The organism is Lysobacter capsici, from assembly GCF_018732085.1.
Taxonomy (GTDB): domain Bacteria; phylum Pseudomonadota; class Gammaproteobacteria; order Xanthomonadales; family Xanthomonadaceae; genus Lysobacter; species Lysobacter capsici_A.
In genome coordinates, this window is record NZ_CP076103.1 from 1 (window position 1) to 16,552 (window position 16,552).

The window sequence follows — 16,552 nt, forward strand, 5'->3', positions numbered from 1 at the left end:
CGGGGCCGCTTTCGCCCGTCGCCAGCCGCGTCCCTGTTGGGTCGCACGCCGGCCGGTCGACCGAGTCAGCTACACGCACGCACAAGAAGACGCACTACAGATGGATGCCTGGCCCCGCTGCCTCGAACGCCTCGAAGCCGAATTTCCGGTCGAAGACGTACACACCTGGTTGAAACCGCTGCAAGCCACCCAGCGCGATACCGTGACGGTGCTTTATGCGCCGAACGCATTCGTGGTCGAGCACGTGCGCGAGCGCTACCTGGGCCGGATCCGCGAACTGCTGTCGTATTTCGCCGGCAGCGAGGAAGTCAGCCTGGAAGTGGGTTCGCTGCCGCGCGTGGCCACCGCGCCGGCGCGCGAGGCCGACACCACCGTCGCCGCGCCGCGCCCGGTGGCGCCGCCCGAGCCGTTCCAGGGCAATCTCGACAATCACTACACCTTCGATAATTTCGTCGAAGGCCGCAGCAACCAGCTCGGCCGCGCGGCCGCGTTGCAGGCCGCGCAGAAACCCGGCGAACGCGCGCACAACCCGCTGCTGCTGTACGGCGGCACGGGCCTGGGCAAGACCCATCTGATGTTCGCCGCCGGCAACGCCATGCGCGAGGCCAATCCGGCCATGCGGGTGATGTACCTGCGCTCGGAACAGTTCTTCAGCGCGATGATGAAGTCGCTGCAGGACAAGACCATGGATCAGTTCAAGCGCCAGTTCCAACGCGTGGACGCGCTGCTGATCGACGACATTCAATTCTTCGCCGGCAAGGACCGCACCCAGGAGGAGTTCTTCCACACCTTCAATGCGCTGTTCGACGGCAAGCAGCAGATCATCCTGACCTGCGACCGCTACCCGCGCGAAGTCGAAGGCCTGGAGCCGCGCTTGAAATCGCGCCTGGCCTGGGGCCTGTCGGTGGCGATCGAGCCGCCGGACTTCGAAACCCGCGCCCAGATCGTGATTTCCAAGGCCAAGGAACGCGGCGCCGCGATCCCCGAGGAAGTCGCCTTCCTGCTGGCTAAGAAGATGCGTTCGAACGTGCGCGACCTGGAAGGCGCGCTCAACACCCTGACCGCGCGCGCCAACTTCACCGGCCGCGCGATCACCGTGGAGTTCGCCCAGGAAACCCTGCGCGACCTGCTGCGCGCGCAGCAGCACGCGATCGGCATCCCCAACATCCAAAAGACCGTGGCAGACTACTACGGCCTTCAGATCAAGGACTTGTTGTCGAAACGGCGTACGCGCTCGCTCGCCCGTCCTCGTCAGGTCGCCATGGCGCTGACCAAGGAATTGACCGAGCACTCGTTGCCGGAGATCGGCGATGCCTTCGCCGGCCGCGACCACACGACCGTGTTGCACGCCTGCCGCCAGATCCGCACCTTGATGGAAACCGACGGCAAGCTGCGCGAAGACTGGGACAAGTTGATTCGCAAGCTCAGCGAGTAAAGCTGGCTGGGTTGAAAGTGTTGGGTGATTCGGAAAGTACGAAAGACAAGTTGATTCGCAAGCTCAGCGAGTCATGACGGCTGCATCGCTGCCAGTCAGTGATTCGGAAAGAACGGTGGATAAGTAAGCTCAGCGAGTGATCGGCTTCAGGCCAGAGCGCTGCTGTGGTTGTACAAGTAAGAATGTAAAAGCACGTCGATTCGATAGTCCCAGGCCGAAGCCTGCGTTCGCTGAGAACTGCGGCGGCGACCCGGAAACGAAGCGACGGTGTTGCGACATGTTGGAACGGTGGCTCGGACGCTGCGTTTGCGCTCACCCATCGGGATCGCAGGACGGCAGCGGTTGAGGTTCGTTCGCGGTGTTGTTCGGTGGTACGCGGCGACCCGTGGTTCGCGATGAGACCGGATGCCCGTCATCCGTTGCCTATCGATCGGACCGCTCGCCACACCGCGGACCGCCGGTGTCGCTCGTTCGCCGCGGTGGTCCAGCGCGACGAGGGACAAGGTAATCCGTAAGCTGCGCTGGCGAAAGGCATAACGTGGGGGATCAAACTCGTACAAACTGTGGACAACTTCGAGGCCGCCGAGAGGCGCGCAATCTATCCACAGGTTGCACCCGCCCTACCAAGCCAGTTCTACCCGCTTTTGAAGTACCGAAAAAACCATATAGGTCAAAGGTTTAAGGCAGTTCTCCAACGATTTTCGCTACACCACCGCCACTAAGCTTTTGATTTATACATCTCTTTAGTAATTGGGTTTGCGCCCACAGACGGCCAAGGGGTCCGCATGCGTTTCAGTCTGCAACGCGAAGTCTTTCTCAAGCCGTTGGCCCAAGTGGTCAATGTCGTCGAACGCCGGCAGACCTTGCCGGTCCTCGCCAATCTGCTCGTGCAGGTCAAGGATGGGCAGCTTTCGCTGACCGGTACCGACCTGGAAGTCGAAATGATTTCCCGCGTTGCGGTCGACGATGCGAAGGACGGCGAGACCACGATCCCGGCGCGCAAGCTGTTCGAGATCATTCGAGCCCTGCCCGACGGCAGCAAGGTGACCGTCAGCCAGGCCGCGGAAAAGATCACGGTGCAGGCGGGGCGTTCGCGCTTCACCCTGGCCAGCCTGCCGGCCAACGACTTCCCGTCGATCGACGAAGTCGAAGCCACCGAGCGCGTGCGCGTGCCGGAAGCGGCGCTGAAGGAACTGATCGAACGCACTGCGTTCGCGATGGCCCAGCAGGACGTGCGCTACTACCTCAACGGCCTGTTGTTCGATCTGCGCGAGAACAGCCTGCGCTGCGTCGCCACCGACGGGCACCGTCTGGCCTTGTGCGAAGCGGCTTACGAGGGCGGTTCGCAGACCAAGCGCCAGATCATCGTTCCGCGCAAGGGCGTGCAGGAACTGCAGCGCCTGCTCGAAGGCGGCGATCGCGAGATCGAGATCGAGATGGGCCGCGGCCACATCCGGGTCAAGCGCGACGATGTGACCTTCACCAGCAAGCTCATCGACGGCCGTTTCCCGGATTACGAAGCGGTGATTCCGATCGGCGCCGACAAGGAAGTGCGGATCGAACGCGAGGTGCTGCGCGCGTCGCTGCAGCGCGCGGCGATCCTGTCGAACGAGAAGTACCGCGGCGTGCGCATCGAGGTGACCCCGGGTCAGCTCAAGATCAGCGCGCACAACCCGGAACAGGAAGAAGCGCAGGAAGAAGTCGAAGCCGACACCAAGGTCGACGACCTGGCGGTGGGCTTCAACGTCAACTACCTGCTCGACGCTCTGACCGCGTTGCGCGACGAGCACGTGGTGATCGCGCTGCGCGACGCCAACTCCTCGGCGCTGGTCCGCGAAGCCTCCAACGAACGCTGCCGCCATGTGGTGATGCCGCTGCGGCTTTGATTCACAGCGATGGACTGGGTTTCACGACCCGGTTCCACGTGGAACACCACACGCCCGGCTTGTCCGGGCGTGTTTGTTTTTGGGCTCTGGGGTTTGGGCTGCGCGTTTGGTCGGGGCGTAAGCTTTTGCCTGTCGAGCGGCGATCTCGGGATCCGGCCCTTGGATTCGGCGGGCCGTCGTCGCTTAGGGCCATGGCGTCCGGGCTTGCCGCAGCGGATATCGGAACTGGGCGGTGGAAGCCTTCGTCGCTCGGATGAGCCGCTGTTTTGGTTGGCAGGAAGCGCTTGGATTTCGTAGTGCCGGCTTGGCGCGCCGATGTTGTCCGGAACCCGGCACGTCGGCGCGAGCGAGCGCTCCGCTGGCATCGAGGCCTGGCGACAAGCCCCCTCGCCTCTTGGCTCTATCGATGTCGACCATGCGGCGTTCTCGTATGACGATCTGGCCTGCGCGGCTCTTCAGACGGGTAAATCCCACAGCCGTGGGGATGTCGGCGCCAGGCTCCCCGACCCGCTGCACCGGATTTGCCGGTATCCGCGCCGTTCGCGGCTTCGCTGACCCCGAACCCGGCTTTTCTGCCATGATCCTGCTCCGCTGCCGCCCCGAAATCCCGCCGAATCGTGGTTTTCCGGGCGACCGAAGCGGTCTCCGCCCTCCCCCGAGCCTTCTGCGATGATCCCGCGATGCATGTAACCCGCCTGGACCTGCGCGGATTCCGGCGTTTCGCCGACGTCAGCCTGTCGCCGCGGCCCGGGATCAACCTGATCACCGGCGAGAACGGCGCGGGCAAGACCAGTCTGCTCGAGGCGCTGCACCTGATGGCTTACGGACGCAGTTTCCGCGGCCGGGTCCGCGACGGCTTGATCCGCGCGGGCGATCCGGCGCTGGAGGTCTTCGTCGAGTGGCAGGAACTGCGCCGCGACCAGAAGCGCAAGGCCGGCATGCGCCATTCCGGCCAGGATTGGACTGGGCGGCTCGATGGTGCGGCCGTATCCCAGCTCGGTGAGCTGTGTGCCGCCCTGGCGGTGGTCAGCTTCGAGCCCGGCAGCCACGCGCTGATCACCGGTGCGGCGGAAATCCGCCGGCGCTACCTGGATTGGGGCTTGTTCCACGTGGAACCAGACTTCACTCCGCTGTGGCGGCGCTACACCCGGGCGCTCAAACAGCGAAATGCGCTGCTCAAGGCCCGCGCCCGCGATGGCCAGCTCGACGCCTGGGATCATGAGCTGGCCGAGGCCGGCGAGCCGCTGACCCGGCGGCGTCAGCAATACCTCGATCAGCTGCAGCCGCGATTCGCCGCATTGGCCTCGGATCTGGCTCCGGCGCTGGGCGAAGTGCGCCTGGATTACCAGCCTGGCTGGCGCCGTGACGAATTTCCGCTGGCCGATGCCCTGCTGCTGGCCCGCGATCGCGATCAACTGGCCGGGTATACGTCCGTTGGCCCGCATCGGGCCGATTGGCGGATCGGCTTCGGAGGATTGCCCGGCCGCGAAGCCCTGTCGCGCGGCCAGGCCAAGTTGACCGCGTTGTCGGCGTTGTTGGCGCAGGCCGAGCACCATGCGGCGATCCTGGGCGAGTGGCCGGTGGTGGCGCTGGACGATCTGGCGTCGGAGCTGGATCGGAACCACCAGCGTCGGGTGTTGGAGCGTTTGCTGGCGTCCAGGGCCCAGGTGTTCATTACCGGAACCGACGATCCACCGGCCTTGGCGGCGATGCAGGTCGAATTGACCAGGTTCCACGTGGAACACGGGGCGTTGGTGGCCCGGTAATTCGAGGTTGCACCTCGAAGCGACTGGCCAACGACGACGGTACGAGGTCTTTTGTGGGAGGGGCTTCAGCCCCGATGCTTTTCTCACAGATCGCACGACCGTCCAGAGTGACCTGAAAGGAAAGCGTCGGGGCTGAAGCCCCTCACACAGAAGCCGCCCTAGAAAGACTCGGGCCTGATCTGCCATTTGCTGCGGTCAGAGCGAGATAGCCCGGCTTGACGGGTTTCCTAGGCCTTCGAAGTCGCTTCATTGCCGCGGTCGCGGCTTGCGCCGCTCCTACAGGGAACGATCGTGTTCCACGTGGAACGTTTCGAGGCCGGCGGGTTTAAAACGCCGCTCGTTGGCCGCATCTAGGGGGAGGGGCCGGGATCGTCCGTCCGATCTTGCGCGCGGCTCTTGCTGCGCGTCCCAGGCCCCAGCCGGCCCCGTTCGGCGGCCCGGGGTACCCCCGCCGCCTGCTATACTTCAATCACTTATCTTCTGTGTCTCGACGCACCCGGCCCCGCCGGAGCCTGCGTCGATCGGAGCCTGTTGACGCAATGACCAACACCGAGCACGACCCCTCGACTGAATCGGCCACCGGTTCGACCCCGCCGCAAAGCGCGCAAACCCCGCAGACCTACGACTCGAGCAAGATCACCGTCCTGCGCGGGCTCGAAGCCGTGCGCAAGCGCCCGGGCATGTACATCGGCGACGTCCACGACGGCACCGGTCTGCATCACATGGTCTTCGAGGTGGTCGACAACGCGATCGACGAGGCCCTCGCCGGCCACGCCGACGATGTGGTCGTGACCCTGCACGAAGACGGCTCGGTCTCCTGCTACGACAACGGCCGCGGCATCCCGGTCGATATCCACAAGGAAGAAGGCGTATCCGCGGCCGAGGTGATCCTCACCGTGCTGCATGCCGGCGGCAAGTTCGACGACAACAGCTACAAGGTGTCCGGCGGCCTGCACGGCGTGGGCGTGTCGGTGGTCAACGCGTTGTCCGAGCACCTGTGGCTCAACATCTGGCGCGACGGTTTTCACCACCAGCAGGAATACGCGCTGGGCGAGCCGATCTACCCGCTCAAGCAGCTGGAAGCCTCGACCAAGCGCGGCACCCTGCTGCGCTTCAAGCCGGCGGTGGAGATCTTCACCGACGTCGAGTTCCACTACGACATCCTGGCCAAGCGCCTGCGCGAGCTGTCGTTCCTCAACTCGGGCGTCAAGATCACCCTGGTCGACGAGCGCGGCGAAGGCCGCCGCGACGTGTTCCAGTACGAGGGCGGCATCCGCTCCTTCGTCGAGCATCTGGCCCAGGTCAAGACGCCGCTGCACCCGAACGTGATCTCGGTGTCGGGCGAAATGAACGGCATCACCGTCGACGTGGCGTTGCAGTGGACCGATTCCTACCAGGAAACGATGTTCTGCTTCACCAACAACATCCCGCAGAAAGACGGCGGCACCCACTTGATCGGTTTCCGCGCCGCGCTCACGCGCACGCTGGCGAACTACATCGAAAAGACCGGCGCGGCCAAGCAGTCCAAGATCGCGCTGTCGGGCGAGGACATGCGCGAAGGCATGATCGCGGTGCTGTCGGTCAAGGTGCCCGATCCGAGCTTTTCCTCGCAGACCAAGGAAAAACTGGTCAGTTCCGAGGTGCGCCCGGTCGTTGAGAACACGTTCGGTACCCGTTTGGAGGAGTTCCTCCAGGAACACCCGAACGAAGCGCGTGCGATCACCAGCAAGATCATCGAGGCGGCCACCGCCCGCGAGGCCGCGCGCAAGGCGCGCGACCTGACCCGCCGCAAGGGCGCGCTCGACATCGCCGGCCTGCCCGGCAAGCTCGCCGACTGCCAGGAAAAAGACCCGGCCAAGTCCGAACTGTTCATCGTCGAGGGCGACTCCGCAGGCGGCTCGGCCAAGCAGGGCCGCAACCGCAAGACCCAGGCGATCCTGCCGCTCAAGGGCAAGATCCTCAACGTCGAGCGCGCGCGTTTCGACCGCATGCTCGGCAGCGCCGAAGTCGGCACCTTGATCACCGCGCTGGGCACCGGCATCGGCAAGGACGAGTACAACCCGGACAAGCTGCGTTATCACCGCATCATCCTGATGACCGACGCCGACGTCGACGGCTCGCACATCCGCACCTTGCTGCTGACGTTCTTCTACCGGCAGATGCCCGAGCTGATCGAGCGCGGCCACATCTACATCGGGCTGCCGCCGCTGTACAAGATCAAGCAGGGCAAGAACGAGATCTATCTGAAAGACGACGCGGCGCTGGACCAGTACCTGGCCAACAATGCGGTCGAAGGCGCGGCGCTGATTCCGGCGACCGGCGAACCGCCGATTGAAGGCGCGGCGCTGGAGAAGCTGCTGCTCGCCTACGCCGGCGCGCGCGAGACCATCGCGCGCAACTCGCATCGCTACGATCCCAACGTGTTGCAGGCGCTGATCGATTTCACTCCGCTCGACACCGAGCACCTGCTCGCCAACGTCGATGAGCGGCACGAACTCGACGCGCTGGAAAAGCGCCTCAACCAGACCGGGCTGGGCAAGCCGCGCTACGCGCTGCAGTTGCATCCGGCCAACGAGACGCGCCAGGCGGCGCTGCTGGTCACGCGCACCCACATGGGCCAGCAACTGATCCAGGTGCTGCCGTTGTCGGCGTTCGAAGGCGGCGAGCTGCGTTCGCTGCGCGAGGCCGCTTCGATGCTGCACGGCCTGGTGCGCGAAGGCGCGCAGATCATCCGCGGCAATCGCAACCAGTCGATCAACAGCTTCGCCCAGGCGCAGGCCTGGCTGCTCGAGGAAGCCAAGAAGGGCCGCGCGATCCAGCGCTTCAAGGGTCTGGGCGAAATGAACCCCGAGCAGTTGTGGGACACCACGGTCAATCCGGAAACGCGACGTCTGTTGCAGGTACGCATCGAAGACGCCGTGGCCGCCGACCAGATCTTCAGCACCCTGATGGGCGATGTGGTCGAACCGCGCCGCGAGTTCATCGAGGACAACGCGCTGAAGGTCTCCAATCTCGACGTCTGAGCCCACCGCGGGTCAGGACCCCGGCGACGCGCCCGCGCGCGTCGCCCACGCGCCGTCGTCGGCTCTCGCGCCGCCGACCTCGCCTTCGACGCCCAAAAGCGCGTCCACCCCGCTGCCGCGGTTTGCCGGAGTTGGCGGTTTCCTTGTCGATCTTGTGCTGTCCATCGTTCTGATGGCGGCTTTGTCGCTGCTCGGCACCGCGCTGTGGGGGTTCGCGCAGGGCCTGCGCGGGACGAATTCCGCGCAAATCGCCTCCGACTCGGGCGCGATGATCGTCATCAGCCTGATCGCGACCGCCGCCAGCGCGCTGTTGGTCTACTACTTTCGTCGAAGAGCCGGCGCCGCCGAACGGGCGGCGTCGTGGCGTGCGCTGTGGCGGATTTCGACCTGGGGCTGGATCGCGCTGGCGGTGATCGCCTGCCTCACCTTCAACGCGTTGATCGGTGGATTCGCGCAGCAGCGCGGCATCGAAATGACCCCGACCAACATGGTCCTGGGCGACGCGATCCGCGCCTATCCGGTGGCGTTGCTGATCTTCGCGGTGGGGCTCGCGCCGGCGTACGAAGAATTGCTGTTCCGCCGTGTGCTGTTCGGGCGCGTGTGGGCCGCGGGACGGCCCTGGCTCGGCCTGGCCTTGAGCTCGGCCGCGTTCGCGCTGCTGCACGAACCGCCCGGACTGAGCGTGAGCCACGGTTGGAGCATGCTGCTGCTGTGGGCGGTGTACGGCTTCATGAGCCTGTGTTTCGGCTGGGTCTATTACCGCAGCGGCAGCTTGTGGGCGGCCTATGTGGCACACGCGATCAACAATCTGATCGCGGTTGCGGCGGTGCTTGCGAGCGCCTGAGCGACGGTTGGAAGCGGCCGATCGGGCGGTCGAAAAACGGAATTGACGAAGTGTTAATCCGCGCGGCGCTACAAGGTCTGATTGCTACGGGGAAAGCTCGCATGAAACGTATCCTGCTCGGGGTGTCGATCGCGCTGATCGCGACCGCCTGCGCCACCACCACCTCGCCGACCGGGCGAACCCAGCACGTCGGCGCGGTCTCGCAGGCGCAGCTCGACCAGATGGGCGCGCAAGCGTTCGCGGAGGCCAAAAGCAAGCAGAAACTGAGCACCGACGCGCGCAAGAACGCCTACGTGCGCTGCGTGGTCAGCTCGATCACCCAGCAACTGCCGCCGAATTGGCAGGCGAACTGGGAAGTCGCCCTGTTCGTCGACGAATCGCCCAACGCCTTCGCCCTGCCCGGCGGCAAAGTCGGCGTGAATACCGGCATTTTCACCGTCGCCAAGAACCAGGATCAGCTCGCGGCGGTGATCGCCCACGAGATCGGTCACGTCGTCTCGCGCCATCACGACGAGCGCATCACCCGGCAGATGAGCGCGCAGACCGGGCTCAACATCGTCGGCAGCCTGCTCGGCGCGCGCTACGGCGAAGGCGCGGCCAGCGCGACCGGCCAGCTCGGCGGCGCGGCGCTGCAGACCGCGTTCCTGCTGCCGGGTTCGCGCACCCAGGAAAGCGAGGCCGACGTGGTCGGCCAGCGGCTCATGGCGCAGGCCGGATACGACCCGCGACAGGCCGTGAATCTGTGGCAGAACATGATCGCGGCCAGCAGTTCGCGGCCGCCGCAGTGGCTGTCGACCCACCCCGATCCGCAGTCGCGCATCCAGGAACTCAACGCCCGCGCCGGGGCCCTGATTCCGGTTTACGAACAAGCCCGCGCGGCCGGCCGTACGCCGAAGTGTGGATGAAAGTGAATTACTGAACAGTGGTTCAGACCCGTATCGCGTCGACCCGAGTTTCTGTTAGGTTGGCGGCCCCTTGGCCTTGCGCCGTCCCGCCGCAAGGCCCCCGGTCCGCGGCCGCTGAGTCTCTTAGAGGTGAGTCCATGAACAAGCAACCCACCCGCAACAGCACCCTGCTCGCCGCCGCCATCGGCGCGGTGCTGGTGTTCGGTGCCGTGTCCCAGGCCACCGCCCAGACCGCCTCGGAGCGTTCGGCCCAGCGCCGCGCGGCCCGCGACAGCAACAAGACCGCCGGCGCGCCGGCCAAGGTCGAAAACCAGTACCCGAACGCGACGCGCACCGCGCCGGACGCCAAGGCCTCGTCGAAGGGCGGCGCCAAGCTGCAGAAGATGATGGACGCGTTCGACAAGGAGAAAACCGCCGACGCGCGCGCCCAGGCCGACGCGATCATCGCCGACACCTCGCTCAACGCCTACGAGCGCTCCTTCGCCGCCCAGATCGGTTTCCAGGTCGCCTACGACGCCGACGACAACAAGGCCGCGATGGAGTACCTGAAGAAGGCGCTGGAGATCAACGGTCTCGACAACAACAGCCACTTCGACCGCATGTTCGTGCTGGCCCAGCTGCAGTTGCAGGAAGAGCAGTACGCCGAGTCGCTCGCCACCATCGACCGCTTCCTCAACGAATCCAAGAGCACCAAGCCCGAGCACCTGATCATCAAGGGCAACGCGCTGTACCGCCTGGAGCGCTACCCGGAAGCCGCCACCGTGATCAAGCAGGCGATCGCCGCCTCGTCGGATCCGAAGCCCGAGTGGCAGAACCTGTTGATGGCCACCTACGTGGAAGGCAACCAGGGCGCCGAAGCGGCCAAGGTCGCCGAGCAGATCGCCGCCAAGAACCCGAACGACAAGCGCGCGCAGATGAACGTCGCCGCGGTCTACTCGCAGGCCGACATGCTCGACAAGGCCGCCGCCGTGCTCGAGAAGATGCGCGCCGCCGGTCAGTTCACCGAAGACAAGGATTACCGCCAGCTTTACGCCACCTACCTTAATCTGGATGGCAAGGAGAAGCAGGCGGCCAGCGTGATCACCGAGGGCCTGGACAAGGGCATCCTCAAGCCCGATTACCAGGCTTACGTCGCGCTGGCGCAGTCGTACTACTTCTCCGAGCAAGCGGGGAAGTCGATCGACGCGTACAAGAAAGCAGCCCCGCTCGCACCCGACGGTGAGACGTACCTGAATCTCGCTCGCGTGCTGTGGTCGGAGGACCGCATTCCAGAGGCCAAGGAAGCCGCCAAGCAGGCGATCGCCAAGGGCGTTAAAAAGCCCGACGACGCCAAGAAGATTCTCGCGCTGAAAAGCAAGTAATTTCAGCAAAGAGAGCCTGACCGCGCTTGGAACCTGTGACGCGGTTTGGTATATGCTAGGAGGTTCGCGCGACTGGAAACGGTTGCACGAACCGAACGATGGCCCGCGGCGCCTTGGCGTCCGGAAACACCTCCCGAGCTGACGGCATGACGCAAGACCTCGAACTCCAAGTTAGGAATGATGACGACCGCGAAGGTTTGAACTGGGCACGTATTGCCGGTATCACCTGTGCGATCGCCGTGCATGCCGCGGCGCTCCTGCTGTTGCTGGCCCCGATGACGCCGCCCGCACAGCAGCAGGAAGAAGAGCAGGTGACGATGGTCAACATCATCAAGCCGCCGCCGCCGCCGCCGCCGCCGCCGCCGCCGCCCCCGGATCCGCCGAAGCCGATCACGACGCCGCCGAAGGAACTGTCGCCGCCGCGACCGACTCCGACGCCGCCGCCGCCGGATCAGCCGCCGGTCGAGAATCTGGACCCCAGTCCGATCGATCCGCCCGCGCCGCCGCCGGCACCGCCGTCGCCGCCGGCCGCCGCCAGCGATATCAATTCGGGCGTCGATCCGTCTTCGCGCCGCCTGAACCCGCCCAAGTACCCGCCGACCGAAGCCCGTCAGGGCGTGGGCGGTACGGTAGTCCTGGTGATCAGCATCGATGCCCAGGGCAACGTGCTGGACGTGCAGGTCGAGAAATCCAGTCGCAACCGCAATCTGGACCGCGCGGCCATGGATGCCGCACGCAAGTGGCGCTTCAACCCGGAAGTGCGCAACGGTCAGCCGATCGCCAGCCGCGTCCGAGTGCCCGTCGATTTCGTCCCGCCGAACTGATCGGGTTCCACGGACAGTTGTAAGTCGCATTAAGTAATACGTACTACCTTCTTTCCTTTCCACGACATTCAAAGGTAAGCGTCATGCTGCAGCAAACCACCACCGCCGCCGCCGGAGGCTCTAACGCTGAAGCACTTCAGCAGATGAGCTTCTCGCATCTGTTGCAAAACTTCGACGCCGTTGGCTGGATCGTGTTCATCACGCTCACGCTGATGTCGGTTCTGTCGGTCTATTGGATCGTCATCAATTTCGTCAAGAACCTCCGCCTGCGCGGCAGTTCCGACCGCGTCGTCAGCACGTTCTGGGAAACCCCGAACGCGCAGGACGCCATCCGTTACATGGAAGAGCAGTCGCGCAGCGAGCCGTTCTCCAAGATCGCGCTCGATGCCGCTCAGGCCGCCGCGCACCACCAGCGTCACGAAGGCTCGCGCCTGGTCGAGTCGCTGAACCGTTCCGAGTTCGTCGACCGCGCCCTGCGTCAGGCCGTCACCCGTGAGAGCTCGCGTCTGGAAGCCGGTCTGACCGTGCTCGCCACCGTCGGCTCGACCGCTCCGTTCGTCGGTCTGCTCGGCACCGTGTGGGGCATCTACCACGCCCTGCTGCGCCTGGGCGCCAGCGGCGAGTCCTCGATTCAGGCCGTTGCCGGCCCGGTCGGCGAGGCGCTGATCATGACCGCGATCGGTCTGTTCGTCGCGATCCCGGCGGTGCTTGCGTACAACTTCTTCGTCCGCCTGAACCGCGTCACGAACAACAAGTTCGACACCTTCGCGCACGACCTGCACGACTTCTTCGCCACCGGCTCGCGCGTCGGCGAAGTGGCGAGCAAGCGCTAAGCAACACACGCCTTCACTTTTAGCGTAGTTGGAGTTCGGACATGGCCTTCAGTACAGGCAACGACAACGGCCCGATGGCTACCATCAACGTCACGCCCCTCGTGGACGTGATGCTGGTGCTGTTGATCATCTTCATGATCACCGCACCGCTGATGACCCATAAGGTCGAGATCAAACTGCCCGAAGCCACCCTCGCCAAGCCCGAGGAGGCGTCCAAGATCACGCCGATCACCCTGGCCATCCAGGACAGCGGCGCGGTCTACTGGAACGATGAGCCGGTCACCATGGATCAGCTGGAAAGCCGTTTGTCGGTCGAAGCGCAGAAGACGCCGCAGCCGCCGATCAACATCCGCGGTGACCGCACCACGAAGTACAAGGTGGTCAATTCGGTGGTGACGGTTGCGCAGCGGCAAGGCATGCGCAAAGTCGGCTTCGTCGCGATCAAAGAACGTTAATCGGAGAACAGTCCCATGGCTTTCAGCAACAACTCCGATAGCGGCGCGATCTCCGACATCAACGTGACCCCGCTGGTCGACGTGCTGTTGGTGCTGCTGATCATCTTCATGGTCACGGCGCCGACGGTGTCTTACCCGATCGACGTCAACCTGCCCCAACCGACCAGCGTTCCGCCGCCGGTAACCGTCGAGCCGCCGCCGCCGATCCAGCTGCGGATCGATGCGACCGGTCAGGTGTTCTGGAACAACAATCCCACGCCGATCGCGGCGATCCCGGGGATGATGAAGGAAACGGTGCAGCGCGATCCCACCAATCAACCTCTGCTAGAAATCGACACCAACGAGGATGCCGAATACGGCACGCTCGCCAAGGTGCTGGCTTACGCCAAAAACGCAGACATGAAAAAAATCGGTTTCGTCCAGAAGTAATTCCGTCCGGAACCGACGCTTACCGTCGTGAGAACGCCGCCCACCGGGCGGCGTTTTTTTATGCGTGTTCTTATGCGCGCCGACTTCGTGCCCCTGGCGCGGGTCGCCGGCCTGGCGGGTACGTCTTGCGCCGATAACTGTGACGGGATTAACGTAAAGCCGGGCACCCCGCCCATGGAGGGAGATGCATATGGCCGGCTCCACCTACTGTGCTTCTGCTTACTCCGGCGACGCGCCTGTCGCCGAAATCAACGTCACCCCGCTGGTCGATGTGCTGCTGGTGCTGCTGGTGATCTTCATGGTCACCGCGCCCGTGCTGACCGGCACTTTGAACCTCGGGCTGCCGGTTCCCGGACCGCAACGCGACACGCCGCCGCCACGCGCCGAATTGATGGTGCAGGCCAGCGGCGCGTTCACCCTCGATGGCCAGACCCTGACCCGCGCGGAATTGCCGGCGGCGCTGAAGGCGTTGGTGCAGGCGGCGCCGAACACGGTGGTCGAGGTCGGTGCGAACGCCGACGCCGACTATCAGGCGTTTGCGCATGCGCTGTCGGCGGCGCGCGAGAGCGGGGTGCAGAATATTTCGACCCGCTGAGGGAGCGCGGTTTGTGAGGCGGCGGCCGTCCCGGTGGGGCGGCCGTCGTCGTTTTGGCAGATGCGATGCGTTGGTTTCAATGCTCGTGCGCTGCCGAAAGCAAATCGTCCTGCGCGCTTTTCAATCGGAGGAAGCTTCGGATCGATTCGTTGCGGCTCGCGGAGGATTGTCTTCGGGTGCGGCCGAAGGCTCGGTCCACCGCTTCCTCGCTTGCGTCGTGGTTGTGGTGTCGCGGTCGCGGCTTGCGCCGCTCCTACAGGCAGGCCATGTGGTTTCCACCGGAGGTTGGATTTTTGCGCCGTGGTGTTGCGACGGGGTTGGCTGTGATGCAAGTCTGCGGTGTGGCCGGCGCAGGTATGCGGGTGTGCCGGAAATGATGGATGGTACGAGGCGCCGCGATCATGGCGATTCGTCGTGAAACATGCGCTCGAATCCGCCAATAAAAAACGCTGGAAATCCAGGCATTTCAGCGACAACGCCGCGATTGCCCCAACCCTATGAGCGACGCGGCAAGGGCTCGACGCTCAATCGCCTTTCGCGATCACATCCAGATACGCGCGCACCGTCGCATCGAGGCCGGCGTACAGCGCTTCGCCGATCAATGCGTGGCCGATCGACACTTCGAGCACGTTTGGAACCGCGCGCAGGAACGCGCCGAGATTGGCCTGGCTCAGATCGTGGCCGGCGTTGACGCCGAGGCCGGCGGCCTGGGCGCGACGCGCGGCGGTAGCGAAGGCTCGCACGGTCGTGTCGATATCGCCTTGCGCGAAGGCGTCGGCGTACGGGCCGGTGTAAAGCTCGACCCGGTCAGCGCCCAATTCGGCCGCGCGCTCGATGCCTTCGCGATCGGCGTCGGCGAACACGCTGACCCGGCAATCGAGTTCGTGCAGTTGCGCGATCAACGGACGCAGCGCGTCGGCGTCGCGTTCGAAATCGAAGCCGTGGTCGGAGGTGAGTTGATCGTCGCCGTCCGGCACCAAGGTGACCTGCGCCGGCCGGGTGCGCCGGCACAGTTCGATCAAGCCCGGATAGCCGGCGCGCGGCGGCGCGAACGGATTGCCTTCGATGTTGAACTCGACCGCGCGCGCTTGGGTGAGTTCGGCCAGCGCGTACACGTCGTAGTCGCGGATGTGCCGCGCATCGGGCCGCGGATGCACGGTGATGCCGTGCGCGCCGGCGTCGAGGCAGGCTTGCGCGGCGCGCGATACATCGGGTTCGCCGCCGCCGCGCGAATTGCGCAGCACCGCGATCTTGTTGACGTTGACGCTCAGGACGGTCATGGCATCAGCCTAACCCGCCGGCTGCGATGCGGCGAGTGCGCAGTTTGGCCACGCATGCGTGCGCGGCCGGCGGCGTGAACAGTGGCGGATCGATCGCGGCCGGCGTGCGGCCGCGCGCTCAGCGCTGGGTCGGTTCGGACTGCGACGACGCGGCGAGTTTGCGCGCTTCGGCCTGCTCGCGCAGGCGGCGCAGTTCGACCGGGTCGATGATCACCGACACGTCGCGGCTGGTGTTGTCGAGGCGACGCGCCAGCAGGCTCATGACGCCGGCGATCATCAGCCCGAGCGCCGCCAGCAGGCCGACGGCCATCAGTCCCGGCGAGGTGGTCTTCAGCGCCAGGCCGAAGGCGGCGATGGCCAGCAACAGGTAAACCCAAGGCATTGCGGCGTGCTCCCTGACGAATTCGATGACCCCTCTGCGCGCCCGCTCGCAGCGTGGCGGCCCGGCGCGTGGACCTCGGCGGGCCCGGTTCGAGTGTAGCGCGGCGCGGTGGCGGCGGCAGCTGGGGCGATCCCCGGCTGCGACGGTCGGCACAACGGCGGGCAAGAGCGGCTGCGGCTGAATGGCCCAGGCCGGCACCCACCGGCCCTTGCGGGCAACACCAACCAGGCCAACGCCTCGGGCAAGCGCAAGAACCCGCCCGGTCATTTCGCAGTCCTGGGGGCTTTTGTGGGAGGGCCTTTCAGGCCCGATGCTTTCCGGTCCGATCGTCGCGGCTGATCGAAAAGCATCGGGCCTGAAGGCCCTCCCACAAAAGACTTCGAAACCCGAGGCTTATCCCGATGCCCTTCCCTCAAGGCAACGGCGACACCAACCGGGCCAACGATTCGGGCAAGCGCAAGAACCCGCCCGGTCATTTCGCAGTCCTGGGGGCTTTTGTGGGAGGGCCTTTCAGGCCCAATGCTTTCCGGTCCG

At 65.1% G+C, this 16,552-nt stretch carries 14 protein-coding genes and 1 pseudogene; 12 read left to right on the top strand and 3 right to left on the bottom strand.

Features of this window, described 5'->3' with window-relative positions; genetic code table 11:
- Positions 1–100 precede the first annotated feature (100 nt).
- From dnaA to recF, 3 genes are all read left to right on the top strand, one after another.
- The gene (gene dnaA / locus KME82_RS00005; protein WP_215496705.1) at positions 101–1,435 is read left to right on the top strand and encodes a chromosomal replication initiator protein DnaA; all 1,335 of its coding nucleotides are present in this window, start codon (positions 101–103) and stop codon (positions 1,433–1,435) included.
- A gap of 785 nt (positions 1,436–2,220) precedes the next feature.
- Positions 2,221–3,321 carry a DNA polymerase III subunit beta gene (gene dnaN, locus KME82_RS00010; protein WP_046658564.1) on the top strand — a complete coding sequence of 367 codons (1,101 nt, stop codon included), beginning with the start codon at positions 2,221–2,223 and terminating at the stop codon, positions 3,319–3,321.
- Positions 3,322–4,001: 680 nt separating this feature from the next.
- Positions 4,002–5,087 (top strand): DNA replication/repair protein RecF, encoded by a 1,086-nt coding sequence (gene recF, locus KME82_RS00015; protein ID WP_215496706.1) that lies wholly within the window; start codon positions 4,002–4,004, stop codon positions 5,085–5,087.
- On the opposite strand, the pseudogene KME82_RS26905 reads toward recF, so the two are convergent.
- A pseudogene (locus tag KME82_RS26905) lies at positions 4,996–5,217 on the bottom strand (DUF6053 domain-containing protein); the annotation flags it as partial. The gene recF and the pseudogene KME82_RS26905 sit on opposite strands and share 92 nt — an antisense overlap.
- Before the next feature lie 409 nt (positions 5,218–5,626).
- Here KME82_RS26905 and gyrB point away from each other — a divergent pair.
- From gyrB to KME82_RS00060, 9 genes are all read left to right on the top strand, one after another.
- The gene (gene gyrB / locus KME82_RS00020) at positions 5,627–8,110 is read left to right on the top strand and encodes a DNA topoisomerase (ATP-hydrolyzing) subunit B (protein ID WP_215496707.1); all 2,484 of its coding nucleotides are present in this window, start codon (positions 5,627–5,629) and stop codon (positions 8,108–8,110) included.
- Positions 8,111–8,282: 172 nt separating this feature from the next.
- Positions 8,283–8,954: a CPBP family intramembrane glutamic endopeptidase gene (locus tag KME82_RS00025; protein WP_215496708.1), complete on the top strand. Its 672-nt coding sequence runs from the start codon at positions 8,283–8,285 to the stop codon at positions 8,952–8,954.
- A gap of 101 nt (positions 8,955–9,055) precedes the next feature.
- Positions 9,056–9,859 (top strand): M48 family metallopeptidase, encoded by an 804-nt coding sequence (locus KME82_RS00030; protein ID WP_215496709.1) that lies wholly within the window; start codon positions 9,056–9,058, stop codon positions 9,857–9,859.
- Positions 9,860–9,996: 137 nt separating this feature from the next.
- Positions 9,997–11,220: a tetratricopeptide repeat protein gene (locus tag KME82_RS00035; protein WP_215496710.1), complete on the top strand. Its 1,224-nt coding sequence runs from the start codon at positions 9,997–9,999 to the stop codon at positions 11,218–11,220.
- A gap of 146 nt (positions 11,221–11,366) precedes the next feature.
- Positions 11,367–12,044, top strand: a complete 678-nt coding sequence (locus tag KME82_RS00040) for an energy transducer TonB (protein WP_056109564.1) — start codon at positions 11,367–11,369, stop codon at positions 12,042–12,044.
- 83 nt (positions 12,045–12,127) lie between these two features.
- A complete protein-coding gene (locus KME82_RS00045) occupies positions 12,128–12,877 on the top strand; it encodes a MotA/TolQ/ExbB proton channel family protein (protein WP_036103316.1) in 750 nt (249 codons plus the stop codon).
- 41 nt (positions 12,878–12,918) lie between these two features.
- Positions 12,919–13,332 carry an ExbD/TolR family protein gene (locus KME82_RS00050; protein WP_215496711.1) on the top strand — a complete coding sequence of 138 codons (414 nt, stop codon included), beginning with the start codon at positions 12,919–12,921 and terminating at the stop codon, positions 13,330–13,332.
- Positions 13,333–13,347: 15 nt separating this feature from the next.
- Positions 13,348–13,761: an ExbD/TolR family protein gene (locus tag KME82_RS00055; protein WP_215496712.1), complete on the top strand. Its 414-nt coding sequence runs from the start codon at positions 13,348–13,350 to the stop codon at positions 13,759–13,761.
- Positions 13,762–13,951: 190 nt separating this feature from the next.
- Positions 13,952–14,356, top strand: a complete 405-nt coding sequence (locus tag KME82_RS00060; RefSeq protein WP_215496713.1) for an ExbD/TolR family protein — start codon at positions 13,952–13,954, stop codon at positions 14,354–14,356.
- Positions 14,357–14,880: 524 nt separating this feature from the next.
- On the opposite strand, the gene KME82_RS00065 is transcribed toward KME82_RS00060, so the two are convergent.
- A complete protein-coding gene (locus KME82_RS00065; RefSeq protein ID WP_215496714.1) occupies positions 14,881–15,636 on the bottom strand; it encodes a pyridoxine 5'-phosphate synthase in 756 nt (251 codons plus the stop codon).
- A gap of 118 nt (positions 15,637–15,754) precedes the next feature.
- Positions 15,755–16,018 (bottom strand): hypothetical protein, encoded by a 264-nt coding sequence (locus KME82_RS00070; protein WP_036103330.1) that lies wholly within the window; start codon positions 16,016–16,018, stop codon positions 15,755–15,757.
- Between the last annotated feature and the right edge of the window lie 534 nt (positions 16,019–16,552).